Here is a 19,001-nt window from a genome sequence, read left to right as displayed (position 1 = left end):
ACATTTTATTGATAATTTGTTTACATGTTTTTGAGGTTCAGATATAGCTTTTTAGCGCAGGTTTTCCGAAACCTGACGAAAAACACAACATCGCTCGCCGCAAAATAAAAAAATAGCCGTCGGCGCGCAACGCTCACTTTGGATAGGGTAAACGTTATGGACGGTACTACGCTGTTGCCGCTGATCGGGATACCGATCGTGGTTATTGGTTTTGCACTGCGCTTCAACCCGCTGCTGGTGGTCGTGGTGGCGGGGCTGGCGACGGGTCTGCTGGTCGGGATGGATTTCGGGATGCTGCTGGAGACCTTTGGCGAAAAGTTCGTGAATAGCCGATCGCTGGCGACCTTCATTCTGATCCTGCCCGTGATTGGTCTGCTGGAATATTACGGGCTCAAGGAGCGTGCCCAGGCCTGGGTGGCTAAGATCGCCAGCGCCACCTCGGCGCGCATTCTGATGCTCTATTTTGTCGCCCGTGAAGGCACCGCCGCGCTGGGGCTTATGTCGCTGGGCGGTCATGCCCAGACGGTGCGCCCGCTGCTGGCGCCGATGGCCGAAGGGGCGGCGCTGAACGAATACGGCGAGCTGCCGCAGCACATCCGCGACAAAATCAAAGCCCATGCCGCCGCGTGCGACAACATCGCGGTCTTCTTTGGGGAAGATATCTTTATTGCCTTCGGTGCGGTGCTGCTGATCGACGCGTTCCTGAAGGAGAACGGTATTCCGGGCATTGAACCGCTGCATATCGGCCTGTGGGCTATCCCAACCGCCATTGCGGCATTAGTTATTCATATGACGCGCCTGCTGCGTCTGGATGCCAGCATCCGTCGCGACGTTATGGCCTGGCGTGCAGAGCAGGGTAAACAGGAGGTGGCGCAATGATGACGCTCATCACCATTAACCGCGTGTACTACCTGATCGGCTTCGTCGTGATGCTGCTGGTTGTGATGACCCTGCGCGATCGCGCCAATCCGAAGCGTTTTACCACGGCACTGTTCTGGTTCTTATTCGGTGGGATCTTCCTGTTCGGTGACCTGATGGTGCAGGAGCTGGGGAAATCGCTGGCGTACCGGATAATCGGCGGCGGCGTTATCGCTATCGCGCTGCTGGCGGGCTTTGGTCTTGTCGGGAAAGGACACTATAAAATGTCCACCGAAGACGAACGTCTCGCCTCGTCAAATCGCCTTAAAAACTGGCTGTTCCTGCCCGCGCTGATGATCCCGGTGGTGACGGTTATCGGCACCCTGTTCCTGAAAGGGGTTTCGGTTGGCGGCGTGTTCCTGCTCGATCAGAAACAGCTCACCCTCGCGGCGCTGTGCGTGGCCTGCGTCGCGGCGATCCTCACCGGCTGGTGGCTGACCAAGGGCACGCCGCTGCATGCCATTCGTCAGTCTCGTCGTCTTGTTGATACCATCGGCTGGGCGGTGATCCTGCCGCAGATGCTGGCCATGCTCGGCGGCGTGTTTGTGGCAGCCAATACTGGTGATTCGGTGCAGAAGGTGGTGAGCCTGTTCGTTAACCCGGATAACCGCTTTATGCTGGTGGTGATTTACTGCGTGGGGATGGCGCTGTTTACCATGATCATGGGGAATGCGTTTGCGGCCTTCCCGGTGCTTAGCGCGGGGATCGCCTTGCCGTTTCTGATCAACGTGCATCACGGCAACCCCGCGCCGCTGCTGGCGATTGGCATGTACGCGGGCTACTGCGGCACGCTGATGACGCCGATGGCCGCGAACTTCAATATCGTTCCCGCAGCGCTGCTGGAGCTGAAAGACAAATATCAGGTGATCAAGATCCAGATCCCGACCGCGTTAACCCTGCTGGTGGTGAACGTGTTCCTCATGTATTTCCTCGTGTTTCGCTAAGGAGCTGTTATGGAATTAACGCAACATCAGGCTGACGCGTTTGCCCGCATGCCTTTGACCTATTTGCGCCAGGAATACCCGAACCACATCATGCATCTGCTGAATGATGATGGCGACGTGCTGCCGCCTCGCGAACTGCACCCGATTTTCTACGGCTGTTTTGACTGGCATTCGGCGGTGCACGGCTACTGGCTGCTGCTGCGCTGCGTGCGCCTCTATCCGGAACTGCCGAGCCGGGACGCGATCGTCGCGCTTATCGGCGAGCACCTGACGGAAGAGAACGTGGCGAAGGAGCTGGCCTACTTCACCGCGCCGTTCCGCGCCTCGTTTGAGCGCCCGTATGGCTACGGCTGGCTGCTGGCGCTGGCCCAGGAGCTAAAACAGTCGTCGCTGCCCCAGGCCGCAGGCTGGTACCGGACGCTAGAGCCGCTAACCCAGGATATTCGCAATAGGCTGGTGGATTACCTCAGCAAGCTCACCTATCCGATCCGCGTCGGGACGCACTACAACACGGCGTTTGCCCTCGCGCTGGGGCTGGACTACGCCCGAGCCGTAGAAGATAGCGCGCTTGAGCAGGCGATTGTGACGGCGGCGGAGCGGTTTTATCTCGCCGATACGCGCTATCCGGCCCACTACGAACCCGGCGGTGATGAGTATATTTCCGGGGCGCTGACGGAAGCGCTGCTGATGAGCAAGGTGTCGGAGGGCTTCCCGGCCTGGTTTGACGCGTTTTTGCCGGATGTCGGCTCCGCTGCGGCGCTGATGAACCCGGCGGAAGTGAGCGATCGTACCGACCCGAAAATCGCCCATCTCGACGGATTAAACCTCAGCCGCGCCTGGTGCATGAAGCATATTGCCAAAGCGCTTCCCGCTAACCATCCGGCGCAGCAGGCGCTGCGCGAGGCGGTGACGAAACACCTGACGGCAAGCGTCGAGCATGTGGTCGGCAGCCACTACAGCGGCGGGCACTGGCTGGCGAGCTTTGCGCTGCTGGCGCTGGAGTAAACAAACGAGTCGTCTTTTTTGCCGGGTGACGCTGCGCTTACCCGGCCTACATTGTGCAAGCGTAGCGCCGCCGGGCTAATCAGACTGATGCCCGAACCGCAGTCCGCAGCCTGCTCAGGCTAAACAACACCGACCCCGTCGAGGCGATGACGGCAATCCACAGCGCAAAATGCACGGCCCGGTCATGGTCTGATTCGGTCGTCGCAAGCAGCACGCCCACCGCGGCGGCACCGAGACACTGGCCAAATGTCCTCACAATCGACAACACGCCGGAGGCATAGCTGGCATATTCCCGCGCCACGTTAGAGAGCATTTCCCGGTTATTGGGGCTCTGAAAGCAGCCAAACCCAATCCCGCACACCAGACTGCGCAGGTAGATATTCCATGCGGAAGGATTGTCCGGCAACGTCGCCAGCAGGACCAGTCCACCAACAAAAATCATCAGCCCGATTGTCGAGATCAGCGGCGCGGAAATCGAATCTGCCCAGCGTCCCGCGTGCGGCGCAATCAGCACGATGCCAATCGGCCACGGGGTGAACAGCAGCGCGGAGACCACCGGGCTGTAGCCATACACGCTCTGAAACAGGAACGGCAGCGCGACAAAGGTGATGCCCTGGCTCACAAACGAGGCCAGCGAGGTCAGGGCTGCGAGGGTGAAGCGTCCGTTTTTAAACATGACGGGCGGCAGGATGGGACTTCGCGCGCGCCGTATCCGCCAGATAAAGGCGAGAGCGCTGACCAGCGTGAGCAGCCCCCAGCCGACGGCCTCCTGGCTAATGTGTTGCGTCACGCGCTGAAGGCTGTCGGCCAGCATGATCGCTGAGCCTAACAGCGCGGCAGAGAGCACGGCGCCTGGCGCATCAAAGGATGAGCGGTCAACGGCCGATTCCCGCGGCAAGGCGCGCCACGCCAGCAGCAGGGCAACGCTGCCCGGAATAACGTTAATGGCGAACAGCCACTGCCAGCTCAGCGCGTCCAGTATGGTACCGCCCAGCACGGGGGCAATCGCCGTGCTGGAGGCGATAAGCAGGGCGTGCAGCCCCAGAATGCGGCCAAGCAGTCGACCCGGAAAAACAGATCGCAGGATCGCCGGGGCGATACTCAGGGTGGCCGCGCCGCCGATGCCTTGCAAAATACGCATGCCGATCAGCATTTCTGGCGTGGTCGCCAGCGCGCAGCCGATCGAGGTGAGCGTAAAGGTGGCAAGCCCGGCAAGAAACACCGGGCGATAGCCCACGCGCGCCGCCAGCGCCGCGAAGAGGGCTAACGTCATTGCCGCTGAGAGCAGGTAACCGTTGGCGAACCAGACCGCCACGTTCGCGGGGACCTGCATCGCCGTTGCCATGGAGGGCAGCGCGATGTTGATCATGGTGCCGTCAAAGACGCCCATCAGCGTGGTGGTCATGACGGCGGCCATGACCCTGGCGCGTTCGTGCCCGGGCAAACCTTCATCGCCGGGCTGGTTTGAAAATAGCGTCATCGTCGTTACTCCGGATAAGAATAGTAATGACGAAACTATAATCATGCGGTATACAGGGCGGAAGACGCACCATTTGCACTTAATCATTGCATATAACGCCTTATCTGAGGAGCCATCGTGTCCGATCCTGACTTTAACCTTCTGGTTGCACTCGACGTTCTGCTCGCAGAAGCCAGCGTGGCGGGCGCGGCGCGACGTTTGAACCTCAGCACCTCCGCCATGAGCCGCACCCTGAGCAGGTTGCGGGAGGTGACCGGCGATCCTATTCTGGTGCGGGCCGGGCGTCATATGGTGCTGACGCCCTGGGCAGAAGCCACGCGGGACCGCGCCAGAAGCGCCGTGCATGAGACGAGGGCGGTGCTACAGCCCTCCACCGACGCGCTGAAGGTGGAAAATCTCGAGCGGCTGTTCACCATCAGAGCCAACGACGGTTTTGTGGTGGCGTTTGGGCCGCTGCTTATTGCGGCGGTGGCGAGCGTTGCGCCCGAGGTGTGCATCCGCTTCTCTCCGAAACCTGAAAAAACGTCGCGCTATTTGCGCGAGGGGCTGGTCGACCTGGAGATCGGCGTGCAGAGCAATATGGGGCCTGAAATACGGCTGCAAAGGCTTTTTCAGGATCGGTTTGTTGGCGCGGTGCGCAAGGGGCATCCGCTATCATTACGGCCTGACGTCAGCCTTGCCGATTATGTCGCGTGGGGCCACGTGGTGGCCTCACCGGACGGATCGTTACACGGGTTTGTCGATGACGCGCTGGCGGAACGGGGGATGAAGCGCAAGGTCGCCAGCGTGGTGCCCGGATTTCCGACGGCGCTGTCCGTGGCGCTGGCGTCCGATCTGATTGCCATGGTGCCGGCGCTGTACCTGCTCAATCAGCCGATGAACGAGCGCGTACACGTCTTTGAGCTGCCGTTTAAAACCCGGACCATTACGGTGTCGCAGATGTGGCATCCGCGTATGGAAAGAGATCCGGGGCATCGATGGCTCAGGGAAAAGGTTCTGGAAGTGTGTCGGCCCGTGCGCTGACGCTCAGGCAGCATTTCCCGGCACGGAGAGGATGAAGCGTGTCGACACCTCATCCGATTCCACGCGGACTTTTCCATGGTGCGCGGTGACGATGGACTTCACGATGGCAAGCCCGATCCCGCTGCCTTCGCCTTTGCGCTGTCTGGACGGATCGACGCGATAGAAACGGTCAAACAGCTTTGGCAGATGTTCCTGAGGGATCGGCTTACCGGGGTTTTCTATCATCAGTTCAACGTCGTTATCCTGATGTCTGATGGAAACCGTCACCGCTTTTCCTGGTGGCGTATAGCGCAGGGCATTGGAGAGCAGATTATTCATTGCTCTTCTGAACATCTGAGGATCGCCTTCTATCAGGCAGGGCATCCCGTTAAATTTCAGCGTGATGTTGCGTTCTTCCGCCCAGGCTTCGAAGAATTCGAAGACTTTCATGACCTCGGCACTTAAATCAAACATCACCCGGTCAGGGATCAGCTGGTTATTATCCGCCTGCGCCAGGAAAAGCATGTCGCTAACCATCCGGGTCATCCGGTTGTACTCTTCCAGACTGGAGTACAGAACATCTTCCAGCTCTTTCTGCGAGCGGTTCTGGCTCAGCGCGATTTCCGTTTGCGTCACCAGGTTGGTGATGGGCGTTCTGATTTCATGCGCGATATCGGCGGAAAAATTCGCCTGACGGGTAAAGACATCTTCAATCTTTTCGATCATATGGTTGAAGGAGATGACCAGCTGTTCCAGCTCAACGGGTACGAGAGACGGCTCCAGCCGCGCATCCAGGTTTTCTGAGGTGATATTTTTTATGGCGTTGCTGACGTTACGCAGGGGTAAATGTCCCTGACGAACCGCGATGCGGATGACAAGAATAATCAGCAGGCTGATCGCCGCGGCAATCATCAGGAGATTCTTTTTCAGCGCCTCCAGGTAGTGCAGATGAAAATTAATGGAGAGTCCGATCAGCATGACGTAGCCCTGCGTTTTGCCCTGCAGCGTCGCCGTTCCTGTAGAGGCGATAATCCGGTACGTTTCCATGTTCATGTCGGACCCGTCGTGCACAGGCATGGCATGGCCTTCAACCGTCCAGTGAAACACTTCCTGTGTGCGACAGTGTTCGCTAAAATCCGCCGTGTTCATCGCAGGGCGCAGTGCCGCCCCTTGCGCCGAGCTGAACAGGGTATTTCCCTGCGGATCCAGGAGCAGGACGGCTACGCTGCGGTAGCTAGCGATCGACTCTTTGATCTTGCTGATTTTCTTTTGATCGGGGTCGGTGGGCGATCGCAGTATGCGGTGCATCGTAGTGCTGATTTGCTGCAGATCGTTGATATCCTGCTCGGCGAAATGCTTTTCAACGGAATGGAGCATAAACCAGGTAAAGGCGAAAAAGGCCAGTATCGTGGAGAGACTGATAAAAAAGGTCAGCCGCAGGGCAAGAGAAAAGGGGCGCCTGGGAAGCTTAACGTGCATCCGGTACCTCCAGCATATAGCCCACGCCGCGCACCGTCTGGATCAGCTTCGGTTCATAATCGTTATCGATTTTCGCGCGAAGCCGCTTTACCGCCACATCAATTGCGTTTGTGTCGCTGTCAAAATTCATGTCCCACACCTGGGAGGCAATCAGGGAGCGGGGAAGCACCTCTCCCTGATGACGCATGAAAAACTCCAGCAGGCTAAACTCTTTGCTGGTTAACAGGATGCGACTTCCGGCCCGGCTTACCTTTCTCGACACGAGGTCAACCGTCAGGTCTGCCACCTGAAGCTGGCTTTCCGCGATCACCGTATTTCCGCGTCTTAACAGCGTCCTTACCCGGGCGAGCAGCTCTGCAAAGGCGAAAGGCTTAATCAGATAATCATCCGCGCCAAGCTCAAGCCCTTTAACCCGGTGTTCAATCGTGCCGAGAGCCGTGAGTAACAGGATGGGCATCCCTTTGCCTCCAGAGCGGAGCATGCGGACAATGTCCCAGCCGTTCACATCGGGCAGCATGATATCCAGAATCAGCAGATCGTATTCAGCGGTCATGGCGAGATGGTAGCCGTTCAGGCCGTTATCCGCGTGGTCCACAACAAACCCCGCTTCAGTCAGCCCCTTACTCAGGTACTCACCGGTTTTAATTTCGTCTTCGACGATCAGTATTTTCATCATGCTCCCCTGACTGGCTGCTGATGACATTCTAGTGAGCCTGCGACCGTTAACAATGACTTACGCTAAAAATGACAACATTGTCATTATCCTGTCACCCGTCAAACAGGATGCGTTCCGTAGAGTAGCCCTAAAACTACTCTGGACTTCATTTGAACCGTTATGTTCCTGTTAAAACGACTAAGCATCAGCACGGTATTTATTCTGGCAGGCTGCGTCTCGCTGGCCCCAGAGTACCAGCGACCGGAAGCACCTGTACCCCAGCAGTTTTCGCTCTCCCGGAACGGCCTGACGCCCGCGGCGGCGGGGTATCAGGACACCGGCTGGCGACGCTTTTTTGTCGAACCTCAGGTTGCGGGGCTGATTACGGAAGCCCTGAATAACAATCGCGATATCAAAATGGCCGCCCTGAAGGTCGAGGAAGCCCGGGCGCAGTTCAACGTGACGGATGCGGGTCGTTATCCTCAGCTGAATGCCTCCTCGAGTATCACGTACAGCGGTGGGCTTAAAAGTGACAAACCCACCGCGCAGCAGTACGACGCGGGTCTTGCGCTTAGCTATGAACTCGATTTCTTCGGCAAGCTGAGGAACATGAGCGATGCCGACCGACAAAACTTTTTCGCCAGCGAAGAGGCCCGTCGCGCGGTACATATCCTGCTCGTCACTAACGTTTCTCAGAGCTATTTCAACCAGCAGTTGGCGTACAAACAGCTGCGCATTGCGCGGGATACGCTGACAAATTACCAGCAGTCTTATGCGTTCGTTGAGCAGCAGCTGGTGACGGGCAGTACGAACGTCCTGGCGCTGGAACAGGCCCGGGGACAGATCGAAAGCACGCGGGCAGAGATTGCCAAAAGAGAGGGGGAGCTGGCGCAGGCCAATAATGCCCTGCAGCTGGTCCTCGGCACGTATCGCGCGCTGCCGGGCGACGGCGGTATGAACGCCAGCGACGTTGCGCCGGTAAAACTGCCTCCCCATCTTTCCTCAGCGATACTGCTGCAGCGCCCGGATATTATGGAAGCGGAGTATCAGCTTAAGGCGGCCGATGCAAATATCGGCGCGGCGCGAGCGGCCTTTTTCCCGTCCATATCACTCACCAGCGGGCTTTCAACCGGCAGCACGGAGTTGTCCAGCCTGTTCACATCAGGGAGCTGGATGTGGAATTTTATTCCTAAAATCGACATTCCCATTTTTAATGCGGGCAGAAATAAGGCCAACCTGAAGCTGGCCGAAATTCGCCAGCAGCAGTCGGTTGTGAATTACGAACAAAAAATTCAGTCCGCCTTCAAACAGGTTGCCGACGCGCTCGCGCTGCGTGACAGCATTAACCAGCAGCTTGCTGCGCAGCAGCGGTATCTTGATTCGCTACGCATCACCCTGCAGCGGGCCAGAGGGTTATATTCCAGCGGTGCGGTCAGCTATATCGAAGTGCTTGACGCGGAACGCTCTCTTTTCTCCACGCAGCAAAATATTCTCGACCTTATTTATGCCCGGCAGGTTAATGAAATTAATCTCTTCACCGCGCTCGGCGGCGGTTGGGTCGAATAACGTTATTTAATTAAACAGGAAAATAAATATGCGCAATTCACTTAAGGCTGTTGTATTCGGTGCGATCTCCATTATGTTTTCTGCCGGCCTCCAGGCTGAGGTTCATCAGCACGAGGGGATGAGTGCTGCCAGCGAAGGGACCACAGAGCAGCTCATCACCGGGACCGGTATCGTGAAGGACATTGATCTTACGAATAAAAAAATCACGATTTCTCATGAGGCTATCCCGGCGATTGGCTGGCCCGCGATGACCATGCGTTTCACCTTTATTCAGGCTGACGAGAGTATCAATGCCTTAAAAGTCGGCAGTCACGTTGATTTTTCGTTTGTTCAGCAGGGCAATATCTCTTTACTGAAGAGCATTAAATAGCGAGAAACGGCATGGCCTCATTAAAAATAAAATATGCTGCCATGATAGTCAGCAGCCTAATTGCGGGAGGGCTGATATCGGTGACGGCCTGGCAGGCTCTTCATTCATCTGAAAAAATGGAAAATAGCGCACCAGAAAGAAAGGTACTTTTCTGGTATGACCCGATGAAGCCAGACGTTAAATTCGATAAGCCCGGTAAATCGCCGTTTATGGATATGGATCTGGTACCTAAATATGCGGATGAAAACGACAATAAAAGCAGTGCCGGTATCCGTATTGACCCGACACAGGCTCAGAACCTGGGATTAAAAACGCAAAAGGTGACGCGCGGAACGCTGAATTATGCCCAGACCATCCCGGCTAACGTCAGCTATAACGACTATCAGTTTGTCATTGTGCAGGCGCGCGCGGAAGGCTTCGTGGAGAAAGTGTACCCGCTGACGACGGGCGATAAGGTGAAAAAAGGCACACCGCTTATTGATATTACCATTCCTGACTGGGTAGAGGCGCAGAGCGAGTTTCTGCTGTTATCCGGCACCGGCGGAACGCCAACGCAAATAAAAGGGGTTCTGGAACGGCTTCGCCTGGCGGGTATGCCGGATGAGGATATTCAGAGGCTGCGTGCGACCCGCACTATCCAGACCCGGTTTACCATCAAGGCCCCGATCGACGGAGCGATCACGGCCTTTGACCTGCGTACCGGTATGAATATTTCCAAAGATAAGGTGGTGGCGCAAATTCAGGGGATGGATCCAGTCTGGATCGGCGCGGCAGTACCTGAATCCATTGCTTATCTGCTGAAAGATACCTCGCAGTTTGCTGTTTCGATACCGGCCTGGCCGGATAAATCCTTCCCGGTTGAAAAATGGAGTCTTCTGCCGAGCGTGGATCAAACCACCCGAACGCTGCAGGTGCGCCTGCAGGTCGCTAACAAGGATGAGCTGCTTAAACCGGGCATGAATGCCTACCTGAAGCTGAATACCCAAAGTCAGGAAATGCTGCTGATCCCCTCCCAGGCCGTTATCGATACCGGCAAAGAACAGCGCGTTATTACGGTTGATGCGGACGGGAATTTTGTCCCGAAAAGGATCCACGTTCTGCATGAATCTCAGCAGCAGTCCGGCATTGGTAGCGGACTGGAAGAGGGGGAGTCGGTGGTGGTCAGCGGTCTGTTCCTGATTGACTCGGAGGCCAATATTACCGGCGCGCTGGAGCGCATGCGTCACGCTGAAGCTGCTGACGGCGCACATTCTGGCCATTAAGGAGACGATGATGATTGAATGGATTATCCGGCGGTCTGTCGCCAACCGTTTCCTGGTCATGATGGGGGCGCTGTTCCTCAGCGTCTGGGGGACATGGACCATTATCAACACCCCGGTCGATGCCTTGCCCGATCTCTCTGACGTTCAGGTGATTATCAAAACCAGCTATCCCGGCCAGGCCCCGCAGATTGTCGAAAACCAGGTGACCTATCCACTGACTACCACCATGCTCTCGGTTCCCGGCGCAAAGACCGTGCGCGGTTTCTCGCAGTTTGGCGATTCGTACGTGTACGTCATTTTTGAAGATGGCACCGATTTGTACTGGGCCCGTTCGCGCGTGCTGGAGTATCTGAACCAGGTTCAGGGCAAACTGCCTGCCGGCGTGAGCTCTGAAATCGGTCCTGACGCCACCGGCGTGGGCTGGATATTCGAGTATGCGCTGGTGGATCGCAGCGGAAAACACGATCTCGCAGAGTTGCGCTCGCTGCAGGACTGGTTCCTGAAATTTGAGCTGAAAACGATCCCGAACGTGGCCGAAGTGGCCTCCGTCGGCGGCGTGGTGAAGCAGTATCAGATCCAGATCAATCCGTTAAAACTGGCTCAGTACGGCATTAGTCTGCCGGAGGTTAAGCAGGCCCTTGAGTCGTCTAACCAGGAGGCAGGAGGATCGTCAGTTGAAATGGCGGAAGCGGAGTATATGGTCCGGGCCAGCGGCTATCTGCAGACGATGGACGATTTCAATAACATCGTCCTGAAAACCGGAGAGAACGGGGTACCGATTTACCTTCGCGATGTTGCCCGCGTACAAACGGGGCCGGAAATGCGGCGCGGTATTGCCGAGCTGAACGGGCAGGGGGAAGTTGCGGGTGGCGTGGTGATCCTGCGTTCGGGCAAAAATGCGCGCGAGGTCATTACGGCGGTGAAAGATAAGCTGGAGACGCTGAAGGCCAGCCTGCCGGAAGGCGTTGAGATTGTGACCACCTACGATCGCAGCCAGCTCATCGACCGGGCAATCGACAACCTGAGTTCCAAGCTGCTCGAAGAGTTTATCGTGGTGGCCATCGTCTGCGCCCTGTTCCTGTGGCACGTTCGCTCTGCGCTGGTCGTGATTATCTCTCTGCCGCTTGGCCTGTGTATTGCCTTTATCGTCATGCATTTCCAGGGGCTGAACGCCAATATCATGTCGCTGGGAGGCATTGCCATTGCGGTCGGTGCGATGGTGGATGCCGCTATCGTCATGATTGAAAACGCGCACAAACGGCTGGAAGAGTGGGATCACCAGCATCCAGGAGAACAGATTGATAACGCCACGCGCTGGAAGGTGATCACCAATGCCTCTGTCGAGGTTGGCCCCGCGCTGTTTATCAGCCTGCTGATCATCACCTTATCCTTCATTCCTATCTTTACCCTTGAGGGCCAGGAAGGGCGGCTGTTTGGTCCGCTGGCCTTCACCAAAACGTACTCCATGGCGGGTGCGGCCGCGCTGGCCATCATCGTTATTCCCATCCTGATGGGATTCTGGATCCGGGGCAAGATTCCCGCAGAGACCAGTAACCCATTGAACAGGCTGCTGATTAAAGTCTACCATCCGCTACTGATTAAGGTGCTCCACTGGCCAAAAACAACCCTGCTGGTTGCGGGCTTGTCCATCTTCACGGTGATCTGGCCCCTGAGCCAGGTGGGCGGCGAATTCCTGCCGAAGATTAATGAAGGCGATCTGCTGTATATGCCGTCAACATTGCCGGGCGTTTCTCCGGCAGAAGCGGCGGCGCTGTTACAGACCACGGACAAGTTAATCAAAACCGTGCCTGAGGTGGCCTCTGTTTTCGGCAAGACGGGTAAGGCCGAAACGGCTACGGATTCCGCGCCGCTCGAAATGGTGGAAACCACCATTCAGCTCAAACCTGAGAATGAGTGGCGGCCCGGCATGACGATTGACAAGATTATTGACGAGCTCGACAAGACCGTTCGGTTGCCCGGCCTGGCTAACCTCTGGGTTCCGCCGATCCGCAACCGGATAGACATGCTTTCCACCGGGATCAAAAGCCCGATTGGTATCAAGGTGTCAGGTACAGTTTTGTCTGATATTGACGCCACGGCGCAGAGCATCGAGGCGGTAGCCAAAACGGTGCCGGGCGTGGTGTCTGCCCTGGCTGAACGTCTGGAGGGCGGGCGCTACATTGATGTCGATATCAACCGGGAAAAAGCCTCCCGCTACGGGATGACGGTGGGCGACGTGCAGCTCTTTGTCTCCTCGGCCATCGGCGGGGCGACGGTGGGTGAAACGGTAGAAGGCGTCGCCCGGTACCCGATCAATATTCGCTATCCCCAGGACTACCGGAACAGCCCGAGCGCGTTGAAGCAGATGCCTATCCTCACGCCGATGAAACAGCAGATCACGCTGGGGGATGTGGCGGATATCAACGTGGTTTCCGGCCCCACGATGCTGAAAACGGAGAATGCCCGACCTGCGAGCTGGATTTATATCGATGCCCGCGGCAGGGATATGGTGTCGGTGGTCAACGACATTAAGACGGCCATCAGTCAGAGCGTAAAGCTGAGGCCGGGCACCAGCGTCTCATTCTCCGGACAGTTTGAGCTGCTCGAGCATGCCAACAAGAAACTGAAGCTGATGGTGCCGATGACGGTGATGATCATCTTCATTCTGCTGTATCTGGCGTTCCGTCGCGTGGATGAAGCGCTGCTGATCCTGATGAGCCTGCCGTTCGCCCTGGTCGGGGGAATATGGTTCCTCTACTGGCAGGGCTTCCATATGTCTGTCGCAACCGGCACCGGTTTTATCGCTCTGGCTGGGGTGGCGGCAGAATTTGGCGTGGTCATGCTGATGTATTTGCGTCATGCCGTTGAGGCACAGCCGGCGTTATCCCATCGAGAAACGTTCACCGAACAGGGGCTTGATGACGCTCTTTATCATGGCGCCGTGCTGCGCGTGCGGCCAAAGGCAATGACCGTCGCGGTGATTATTGCCGGTCTGCTGCCCATTCTGTGGGGGACCGGTGCCGGGTCAGAGGTCATGAGCCGGATAGCGGCACCGATGATTGGCGGGATGATCACGGCGCCGCTGCTATCGCTGTTTATTATTCCTGCGGCGTATAAGTTAATTTGGTTGCGCAGGCATAAAAAGCCATAAAAAAACCCGCCAGCGATGGTGGGTTTTTTACGGGACGAACGTTTAGCGCGCTGTTTTAGCACGCGTCTGGCTGAGAAGCTTGCGCCAGGCACGATTATGCAGAGTAAACAGCAGCATCTTATAGAAGGCGGTGGAAAGGATACAGCTGCCGCTAATCAGTAGCATGACGATACTCACTAGCGCCGCGGTCAGACTGACGCCCGGAGCAGCGCTACCGCTCAGCGCGACCAGCAGATAGGCTGCCGTTAGTACCAGGCTTATCACCGCCAGCGTAAGGTGTAACCGCACGGCGCGCATGCTGCCTTTGCCAATCATAAACATCGTCACGCCGTTAAGGCCAGCGAACAGAAGGGCGATCAGGACAACCCAGACGAATACGTGTCCCGCTGGCTGGTCGAGTCCGGCGAGTACGCCGTACCCCAGCCACAGCTGCGGAATGGCGAAACTGACAATCACCCCGAGGGTACTGATTGCCGCTGGAATACCCATGGTGTGTAGGCCTACAGGTTTGCCCATTTCTACAGCCAACTGAGTCTTTAGCTGTTGCAGCTGCGTCGGGGAGGCATTGCTTATGCTGGTAGCCACCTCGTTACAGTGTTGCAGACGACGGGAAAAAATTTTAACCATTTGAATACTCAGCGTTTAGTTAGGCGAAAATGACTGCAGCAGACCGACTACATAGCGCCCGGACTGGACGGTGTTTTGAGGATTGCGGATCGTCCCCGTGAGTGAACTGCCCACAAAGGCCGATGCGTTGTTCACAGCACTCATCAGCTCACGTTGCAGTGATTTTTGTAATGATTCGCTGGGGAAACGTTTCGGGTAGACGCCTGCGCGGATCGCTGCCCTCACGCCGGCGCTGGAGATACCTGGATTCTGCGCTTTAATGATCTCTTCCGTGATGCGCTTACGCTCAGCACGGCTCAGGCTTTGGAACCAGGCGGTAACTTTACTTGAAGATGCCGCTTTCATCAGCTTGTACGTTTCTAAAGTACCTCGCAGCGCGGTTCCTGCCGCAGCTAGCGAAATGACATCCAGAACCGTCGTGGTAGCTACATACCAGTCCTGGCTGTCGAGCCAGGCAACATCGGAACCATGATCGTTATGGATAGCCAGCAGACGGCCCGCGCCAATCATGCATTGTGCGCCAGTTGCCAGCGTACCGGACAGGCTAATCGCAGCAATCACACCAGACCCGCCAGCGGTAAAAGGCACTGCCGCACCGGCACCAAACGCCATAACAAGCGTAACAATCATCGCGCCACAGGCAAAACCGGTTGAGGTAATTTCCGTAGCAAGTGAGGGAGTCGTTAGCGTCGCCACCACAGCTTTTTCTGCACTGATTTCCTTAGCATCCGGAATTTTACTGATTACCACATGGCTGACGGTGCTCTGATTCACATCTGCAATGCGGCGTGAAGGGCGTACCAGCCAGCGCTGTTTGCCATCATCAAAAATGATGCCGACATTGTAAAAATTACGCGTGCAGTCGAGTTGGGCGGCCAGCTTTTTAAAATCGATATCAGCACCGGTTTGTAGTCCCAGGCTGCGCGAGAGGTCATAAGAGGGAAGGGTGCTGTCAGGCGACTGCTGACCTGGTAAGTTCATCGGGGAAGCTCCTTCATTCCGTGAGGACAAGTAATTAGCAGGGTAATTTATTGAAGAAATTTATGATTCGAACACTAAGACTTAGATAATAGCAGCGTTAACTCGGTGAGCAAATGATAATGCTTGACTTAAATGTAAACGATACCAGGGTGTATTAAACCTTACTCGCAGACTATCTTAATGCAGTAATATCCCTTTTAGGCGATTGACCGAACATCCGCGTATATTCCCGACTGAAATGGGATAAGCTTTCGTAACCGACAGCATAGGCAGCTCTGGTGACATCGTAATGCTCATTCAGCATCAGCCGCCTGGCTTCGTTGAGGCGCAGCCATTTCTGATACCGAAGCGGGCTCATTCCCGCAAGCTGTCTGAAATGTTGGTGGAAAGAGGGCGTGCTCATTTGCACGCGGCTTGCCAAAGATGAAGTAAATGTACGACAGACCTAGTGCAATAAAAGGGAAGTACCTCAAAATTGACAACATGCAGATTTCTATCGCCGCACGAGTGAATCATGAAGTAATAGACCTATGGAGGCTATTTAACTTATGTTGATCACAAATGTTGTTCATAGAGAGCATATTTTATAATGCATTGTTTTTGTATGATATTTATCAGCCTTGTCCATTTTGCCAAAAAATTTACTTCATGAACCAATCCCGAATAGCAGCATTGCGACTGTTTTGATGAATTTCGATTCACCGTACTTCGTCTCGGACCAAGCGAACTTGCTCTACGTCCACTTAGTGCCAATGGCAGACGTTGTTAAGCTCATGCAGTATGGATTCACGAAGAACATACGTTATTTTTTGTCCTGATTGACTCGGAATGAAAGCTCCTGATGGCTCTCTTTTCACTCGCTGTAGCGATCTGCAAGATAACCGGTTTGTCCCTTAAGCAGCACTGTGATTTTAAACAGCGCCTCGGCTACATCGACGGAACTAAATGTTTCTCGACTATTCTCTAAGGCAACTTGCGGCATTTACAAAAAAGAGCCGGGTTTTACCCGGCTCTTTTTAGCTGATTTCAAAATCTTTTAATTCCCCACCTTCAGCAATCAGATTTGAGATCCGCTTCGGCATTCGCCCCTGACCTGACCATGTTTTTGACTCTCCAGTTTCGTTAGTATATCGATACTTCGCGGGGCGGGGGGAGCGCGTCCTTTTAGCCTTACCCGGAGAGCCAATAGCAGCTAAAAGTTCGGAGGGGTCGATACCCTCATCAATCATCATCTGACGAAGTGTTTCCAGTTTATCGCGGCGCTGACTTTCATTCGCAAGACGTAATGTCTCTTCTTCTCGTCGTTCTATAAGAATAATTTTAAACTTTTCCAGAACATCTTCCAGTACATCTAATGACATTTCACGAGTCTGAGAACGTAAGGTACGGATATTGTTTAACTGTGTTAGAGCATCTGACATAAAGAGACCTTTTAAAGTTTTTTCGTTGTTCAGCAAATACCAATGTCGACGGTTGCTCATCGACCCGATTTTTCTTGCTGAGCATTTTAATGCGATTGGGACATATTGTTATTAACGAGGTTTAGACTACTTATATAAATCTCTTGTCGCAAGAAAAAATCAAGAAGAATGTGTAAGAACTAAATTACAACTCCTACGAAATGTCCATGCGTTTTTGAAGGTACTTAAAACTATGATGCCAGGAGTCATCCGGAGAGCCTTTTTATATCCTCATAATTTATTGCTTCAGTCACACCTGATGAGATTTAAAATGAGGAGAGACAGCGCCGCCACTTAGCAAGGTTTTTCACAAATGGCAAGATGGCACGCAGGGGAGAGACACCTGCATTTTGTCAGAAGGTAGCGAATTACTCTCTCTTTATAGAGGTGTTTCTAAAAAAGTGTAATGTAAAAAAAAAGCCTGCTGTTAGCAGGCCATAAATGTTTTCAACTCATTTTTGTTCGATTCTGATAAATAGGGTAAGCATGCAATTAAACGTGGAGCAGAGAGCATGACAAAAATGCTATAAATATTTCCTGGCCGCATCAAGTATCTCCTGTGACGTTAACTCCCTGTCAGTAGCCACGTAAACAATACCATGATCGCCAGTTAAGGAAGGAAAACCTGCAGACATAATCCGAAGATGTGTTTCTTCACCGTTTGGATATTCCTGCCTGATAGAGGATATACCTTCCAGAACGGTCATGACTTTACAGGATTCAGCATTAAAGAAAACAAGGACTTTAATCATATTCTATTACCCTGTTCTCTCGTGGATATTAACTGGCAGATGCCATTAAGGTCAAAGCCATTACGCACTTCTTATTTAACATGTGGTTAGTTTGTGCTTTTAGACTTTTTATGCAGTAGTACTGCACTTCATCACATCGGTTAGCATACTCATAATTTTGAAAAATATGCTGATCAGATATTATGAATAAACGACTTTCATCTGATTTAAGTTATGGATCTGTCTACTCAGGAATAATCCTTTATAGTTATCGCAGACCCACAATGATTTATTTATCGCAAAGTGTTACGTTTGCAGCAGCAGGACCCTTGTCTCCGCGGTGAATGGCGAATTCAACTTTCTGACCTTCAAATAAAGTTTTAAAGTTGTCGCCATCAAGTGCAGACAAATGGACAAAGATATCTTTGCTGCCATCAAGAGGAGAGATGAAGCCAAAACCTTTGTCTTCGTTAAACCATTTAACCAGGCCCATAATTCTAGAGGTCATACTGACTCCGTTATACATGATTGTATTGATAGTAAACGTATAGGATTAAACATATGGACTCAAAAGAGGGGATATCAACGATAGCGCCTGGTAATGAGAACTGCCCGGAAAATTTCTAACTTTCATTAGTACATCGAACTGATGGGATTCATTAAGGCACAGGGAATCGATATAAGCAAATTATCTTTTAGCCGTCCAGAGGTCCTGTAGGGAAAATAAAAGTGGCTGAATGCCATTTTCAATGTATAGTCTTTACGTGTTTTCAATAAGGAATTGACTTGTCCCATAAAATGACAGGAATTGTCAAAAGCTTTGATATTCTTAGTGGTAAAGGCCTCATCATCCCATCTGATGGACGAAAAGACGTTCTGCTTCACATTTCAGCCGTTAACTCTCGCGAATCAGAATTACTCATCCCTGGAAGCCGCATAGAGTTTTGCCGGATAAACGGTCTCAGGGGGCCTGTGGCTGCGAACATTTATCTTTCCTGATTTTCAGTGTGTCAAAATAGATAGATTAAAACTTAACCACATGTGGTACGGTGAAGCTCATTCATTGAAAGGTTAATGGTTATGTCTGTTATCAATTACGCAATGAAATTCTTCAGCAGTGCGTCTACTGCCACTGCAGCCTGTCCTGTTTGTGGCTTAAAATCAGTACAACCGTTGTCAAAAATCCGGCTCAACCAGACCATGCTTTGCCCCGGATGTAAGGCTCTGTTTATCTCCCGACGCTAGCTCGACCAAAACCGCAGAACAGAGCTCATGTCCTATACTTATGTTAGATTCCGGCAGCTGTTAAATCCCTGATGCCTGACGCCCATCCTGAGAGAACGTTTCTGAACTGATTTCGCAACTGCTCC

Annotated in this window: 18 protein-coding genes and 2 pseudogenes; 10 read left to right on the top strand and 10 right to left on the bottom strand. The window is 53.8% G+C overall.

Features of this window, described 5'->3' with window-relative positions:
• Positions 1–156 precede the first annotated feature (156 nt).
• From KIF87_RS00485 to KIF87_RS00475, 3 genes are read left to right on the top strand one after another with little or no spacing between them, the layout of a single operon-like run.
• Entirely contained in the window at positions 157–879 is a 723-nt protein-coding gene (locus tag KIF87_RS00485) for a DUF969 domain-containing protein (protein ID WP_032657020.1), read from the top strand.
• Entirely contained in the window at positions 876–1,862 is a 987-nt protein-coding gene (locus KIF87_RS00480; RefSeq protein ID WP_033145579.1) for a DUF979 domain-containing protein, read from the top strand. The genes KIF87_RS00485 and KIF87_RS00480 overlap by 4 nt, the downstream gene beginning before the upstream one ends.
• Positions 1,863–1,871: 9 nt before the next feature.
• Positions 1,872–2,867 (top strand): DUF2891 domain-containing protein, encoded by a 996-nt coding sequence (locus tag KIF87_RS00475; RefSeq protein WP_213327552.1) that lies wholly within the window; start codon positions 1,872–1,874, stop codon positions 2,865–2,867.
• Positions 2,868–2,946: 79 nt separating this feature from the next.
• Here the strand turns inward: KIF87_RS00475 and KIF87_RS00470 are convergent, their stop codons facing one another.
• A complete protein-coding gene (locus KIF87_RS00470; RefSeq protein ID WP_213327551.1) occupies positions 2,947–4,347 on the bottom strand; it encodes an MFS transporter in 1,401 nt (466 codons plus the stop codon).
• A gap of 117 nt (positions 4,348–4,464) precedes the next feature.
• On the opposite strand from KIF87_RS00470, the gene KIF87_RS00465 reads away from it, so the two are divergent.
• The gene (locus tag KIF87_RS00465; protein ID WP_213327550.1) at positions 4,465–5,370 is read left to right on the top strand and encodes a LysR family transcriptional regulator; all 906 of its coding nucleotides are present in this window, start codon (positions 4,465–4,467) and stop codon (positions 5,368–5,370) included.
• Positions 5,371–5,373: 3 nt separating this feature from the next.
• On the opposite strand, the gene KIF87_RS00460 is transcribed toward KIF87_RS00465, so the two are convergent.
• Together KIF87_RS00460 and KIF87_RS00455 are read right to left on the bottom strand one after the other, a co-directional pair.
• Positions 5,374–6,828: a Cu(+)/Ag(+) sensor histidine kinase gene (locus KIF87_RS00460; RefSeq protein ID WP_213327549.1), complete on the bottom strand. Its 1,455-nt coding sequence runs from the start codon at positions 6,826–6,828 to the stop codon at positions 5,374–5,376.
• On the bottom strand, positions 6,818–7,501 hold the full coding sequence (locus KIF87_RS00455) for a copper/silver response regulator transcription factor (protein WP_121423768.1): 684 nt from the start codon (positions 7,499–7,501) through the stop codon (positions 6,818–6,820). Before KIF87_RS00455 ends, KIF87_RS00460 begins: the two co-directional genes overlap by 11 nt.
• A 162-nt stretch (positions 7,502–7,663) precedes the next feature.
• Here KIF87_RS00455 and KIF87_RS00450 point away from each other — a divergent pair, with 162 nt between their 5' ends.
• From KIF87_RS00450 to silA, 4 genes are read left to right on the top strand one after another with little or no spacing between them, the layout of a single operon-like run.
• Positions 7,664–9,049: an efflux transporter outer membrane subunit gene (locus tag KIF87_RS00450; protein WP_213327548.1), complete on the top strand. Its 1,386-nt coding sequence runs from the start codon at positions 7,664–7,666 to the stop codon at positions 9,047–9,049.
• A 28-nt stretch (positions 9,050–9,077) separates the two neighbouring features.
• Positions 9,078–9,419 carry a cation efflux system protein CusF gene (cusF, locus tag KIF87_RS00445; RefSeq protein WP_213327547.1) on the top strand — a complete coding sequence of 114 codons (342 nt, stop codon included), beginning with the start codon at positions 9,078–9,080 and terminating at the stop codon, positions 9,417–9,419.
• Between the two features lie 11 nt (positions 9,420–9,430).
• Positions 9,431–10,681, top strand: coding sequence for an efflux RND transporter periplasmic adaptor subunit (locus KIF87_RS00440; protein WP_213327546.1), 1,251 nt, complete (start codon positions 9,431–9,433; stop codon positions 10,679–10,681).
• A 10-nt stretch (positions 10,682–10,691) separates the two neighbouring features.
• Positions 10,692–13,832, top strand: coding sequence for a Cu(+)/Ag(+) efflux RND transporter permease subunit SilA (gene silA / locus KIF87_RS00435; protein ID WP_213328005.1), 3,141 nt, complete (start codon positions 10,692–10,694; stop codon positions 13,830–13,832).
• Between the two features lie 42 nt (positions 13,833–13,874).
• On the opposite strand, the gene KIF87_RS00430 is transcribed toward silA, so the two are convergent.
• From KIF87_RS00430 to KIF87_RS00400, 7 genes and pseudogenes are all read right to left on the bottom strand, one after another.
• Complete coding sequence (locus tag KIF87_RS00430; RefSeq protein WP_213327545.1) at positions 13,875–14,459, bottom strand: hypothetical protein; 585 nt, start codon at positions 14,457–14,459, stop codon at positions 13,875–13,877.
• 15 nt (positions 14,460–14,474) lie between these two features.
• The gene (gene ssp4 / locus KIF87_RS00425) at positions 14,475–15,440 is read right to left on the bottom strand and encodes an Ssp4 family T6SS effector (protein WP_213327544.1); all 966 of its coding nucleotides are present in this window, start codon (positions 15,438–15,440) and stop codon (positions 14,475–14,477) included.
• A gap of 172 nt (positions 15,441–15,612) precedes the next feature.
• A pseudogene (locus tag KIF87_RS00420) lies at positions 15,613–15,861 on the bottom strand (helix-turn-helix transcriptional regulator); the annotation flags it as partial.
• 432 nt (positions 15,862–16,293) lie between these two features.
• A pseudogene (locus KIF87_RS00415) lies at positions 16,294–16,404 on the bottom strand (arsenical resistance protein ArsH); the annotation flags it as partial.
• Between the two features lie 52 nt (positions 16,405–16,456).
• Positions 16,457–16,861 (bottom strand): H-NS family histone-like protein, encoded by a 405-nt coding sequence (locus tag KIF87_RS00410; RefSeq protein ID WP_213328004.1) that lies wholly within the window; start codon positions 16,859–16,861, stop codon positions 16,457–16,459.
• A 563-nt stretch (positions 16,862–17,424) separates the two neighbouring features.
• Positions 17,425–17,652, bottom strand: coding sequence for a hypothetical protein (locus KIF87_RS00405; RefSeq protein WP_010434226.1), 228 nt, complete (start codon positions 17,650–17,652; stop codon positions 17,425–17,427).
• Positions 17,653–17,920: 268 nt separating this feature from the next.
• The gene (locus KIF87_RS00400) at positions 17,921–18,139 is read right to left on the bottom strand and encodes a cold shock domain-containing protein (protein ID WP_000203924.1); all 219 of its coding nucleotides are present in this window, start codon (positions 18,137–18,139) and stop codon (positions 17,921–17,923) included.
• A gap of 278 nt (positions 18,140–18,417) precedes the next feature.
• On the opposite strand from KIF87_RS00400, the gene cspF reads away from it, so the two are divergent.
• Positions 18,418–18,630, top strand: coding sequence for a cold shock-like protein CspF (gene cspF, locus KIF87_RS00395; protein WP_001446195.1), 213 nt, complete (start codon positions 18,418–18,420; stop codon positions 18,628–18,630).
• Positions 18,631–18,705: 75 nt separating this feature from the next.
• Positions 18,706–18,876: a YnfU family zinc-binding protein gene (locus tag KIF87_RS00390; protein WP_305955329.1), complete on the top strand. Its 171-nt coding sequence runs from the start codon at positions 18,706–18,708 to the stop codon at positions 18,874–18,876.
• Positions 18,877–19,001: the final 125 nt, after the last annotated feature.

Source organism: Enterobacter sp. 120016, from assembly GCF_018383635.1.
In the GTDB taxonomy this organism is placed as follows: domain Bacteria; phylum Pseudomonadota; class Gammaproteobacteria; order Enterobacterales; family Enterobacteriaceae; genus Enterobacter; species Enterobacter asburiae_D.
This window is presented reverse-complemented; position numbering and strand designations above follow the sequence as displayed.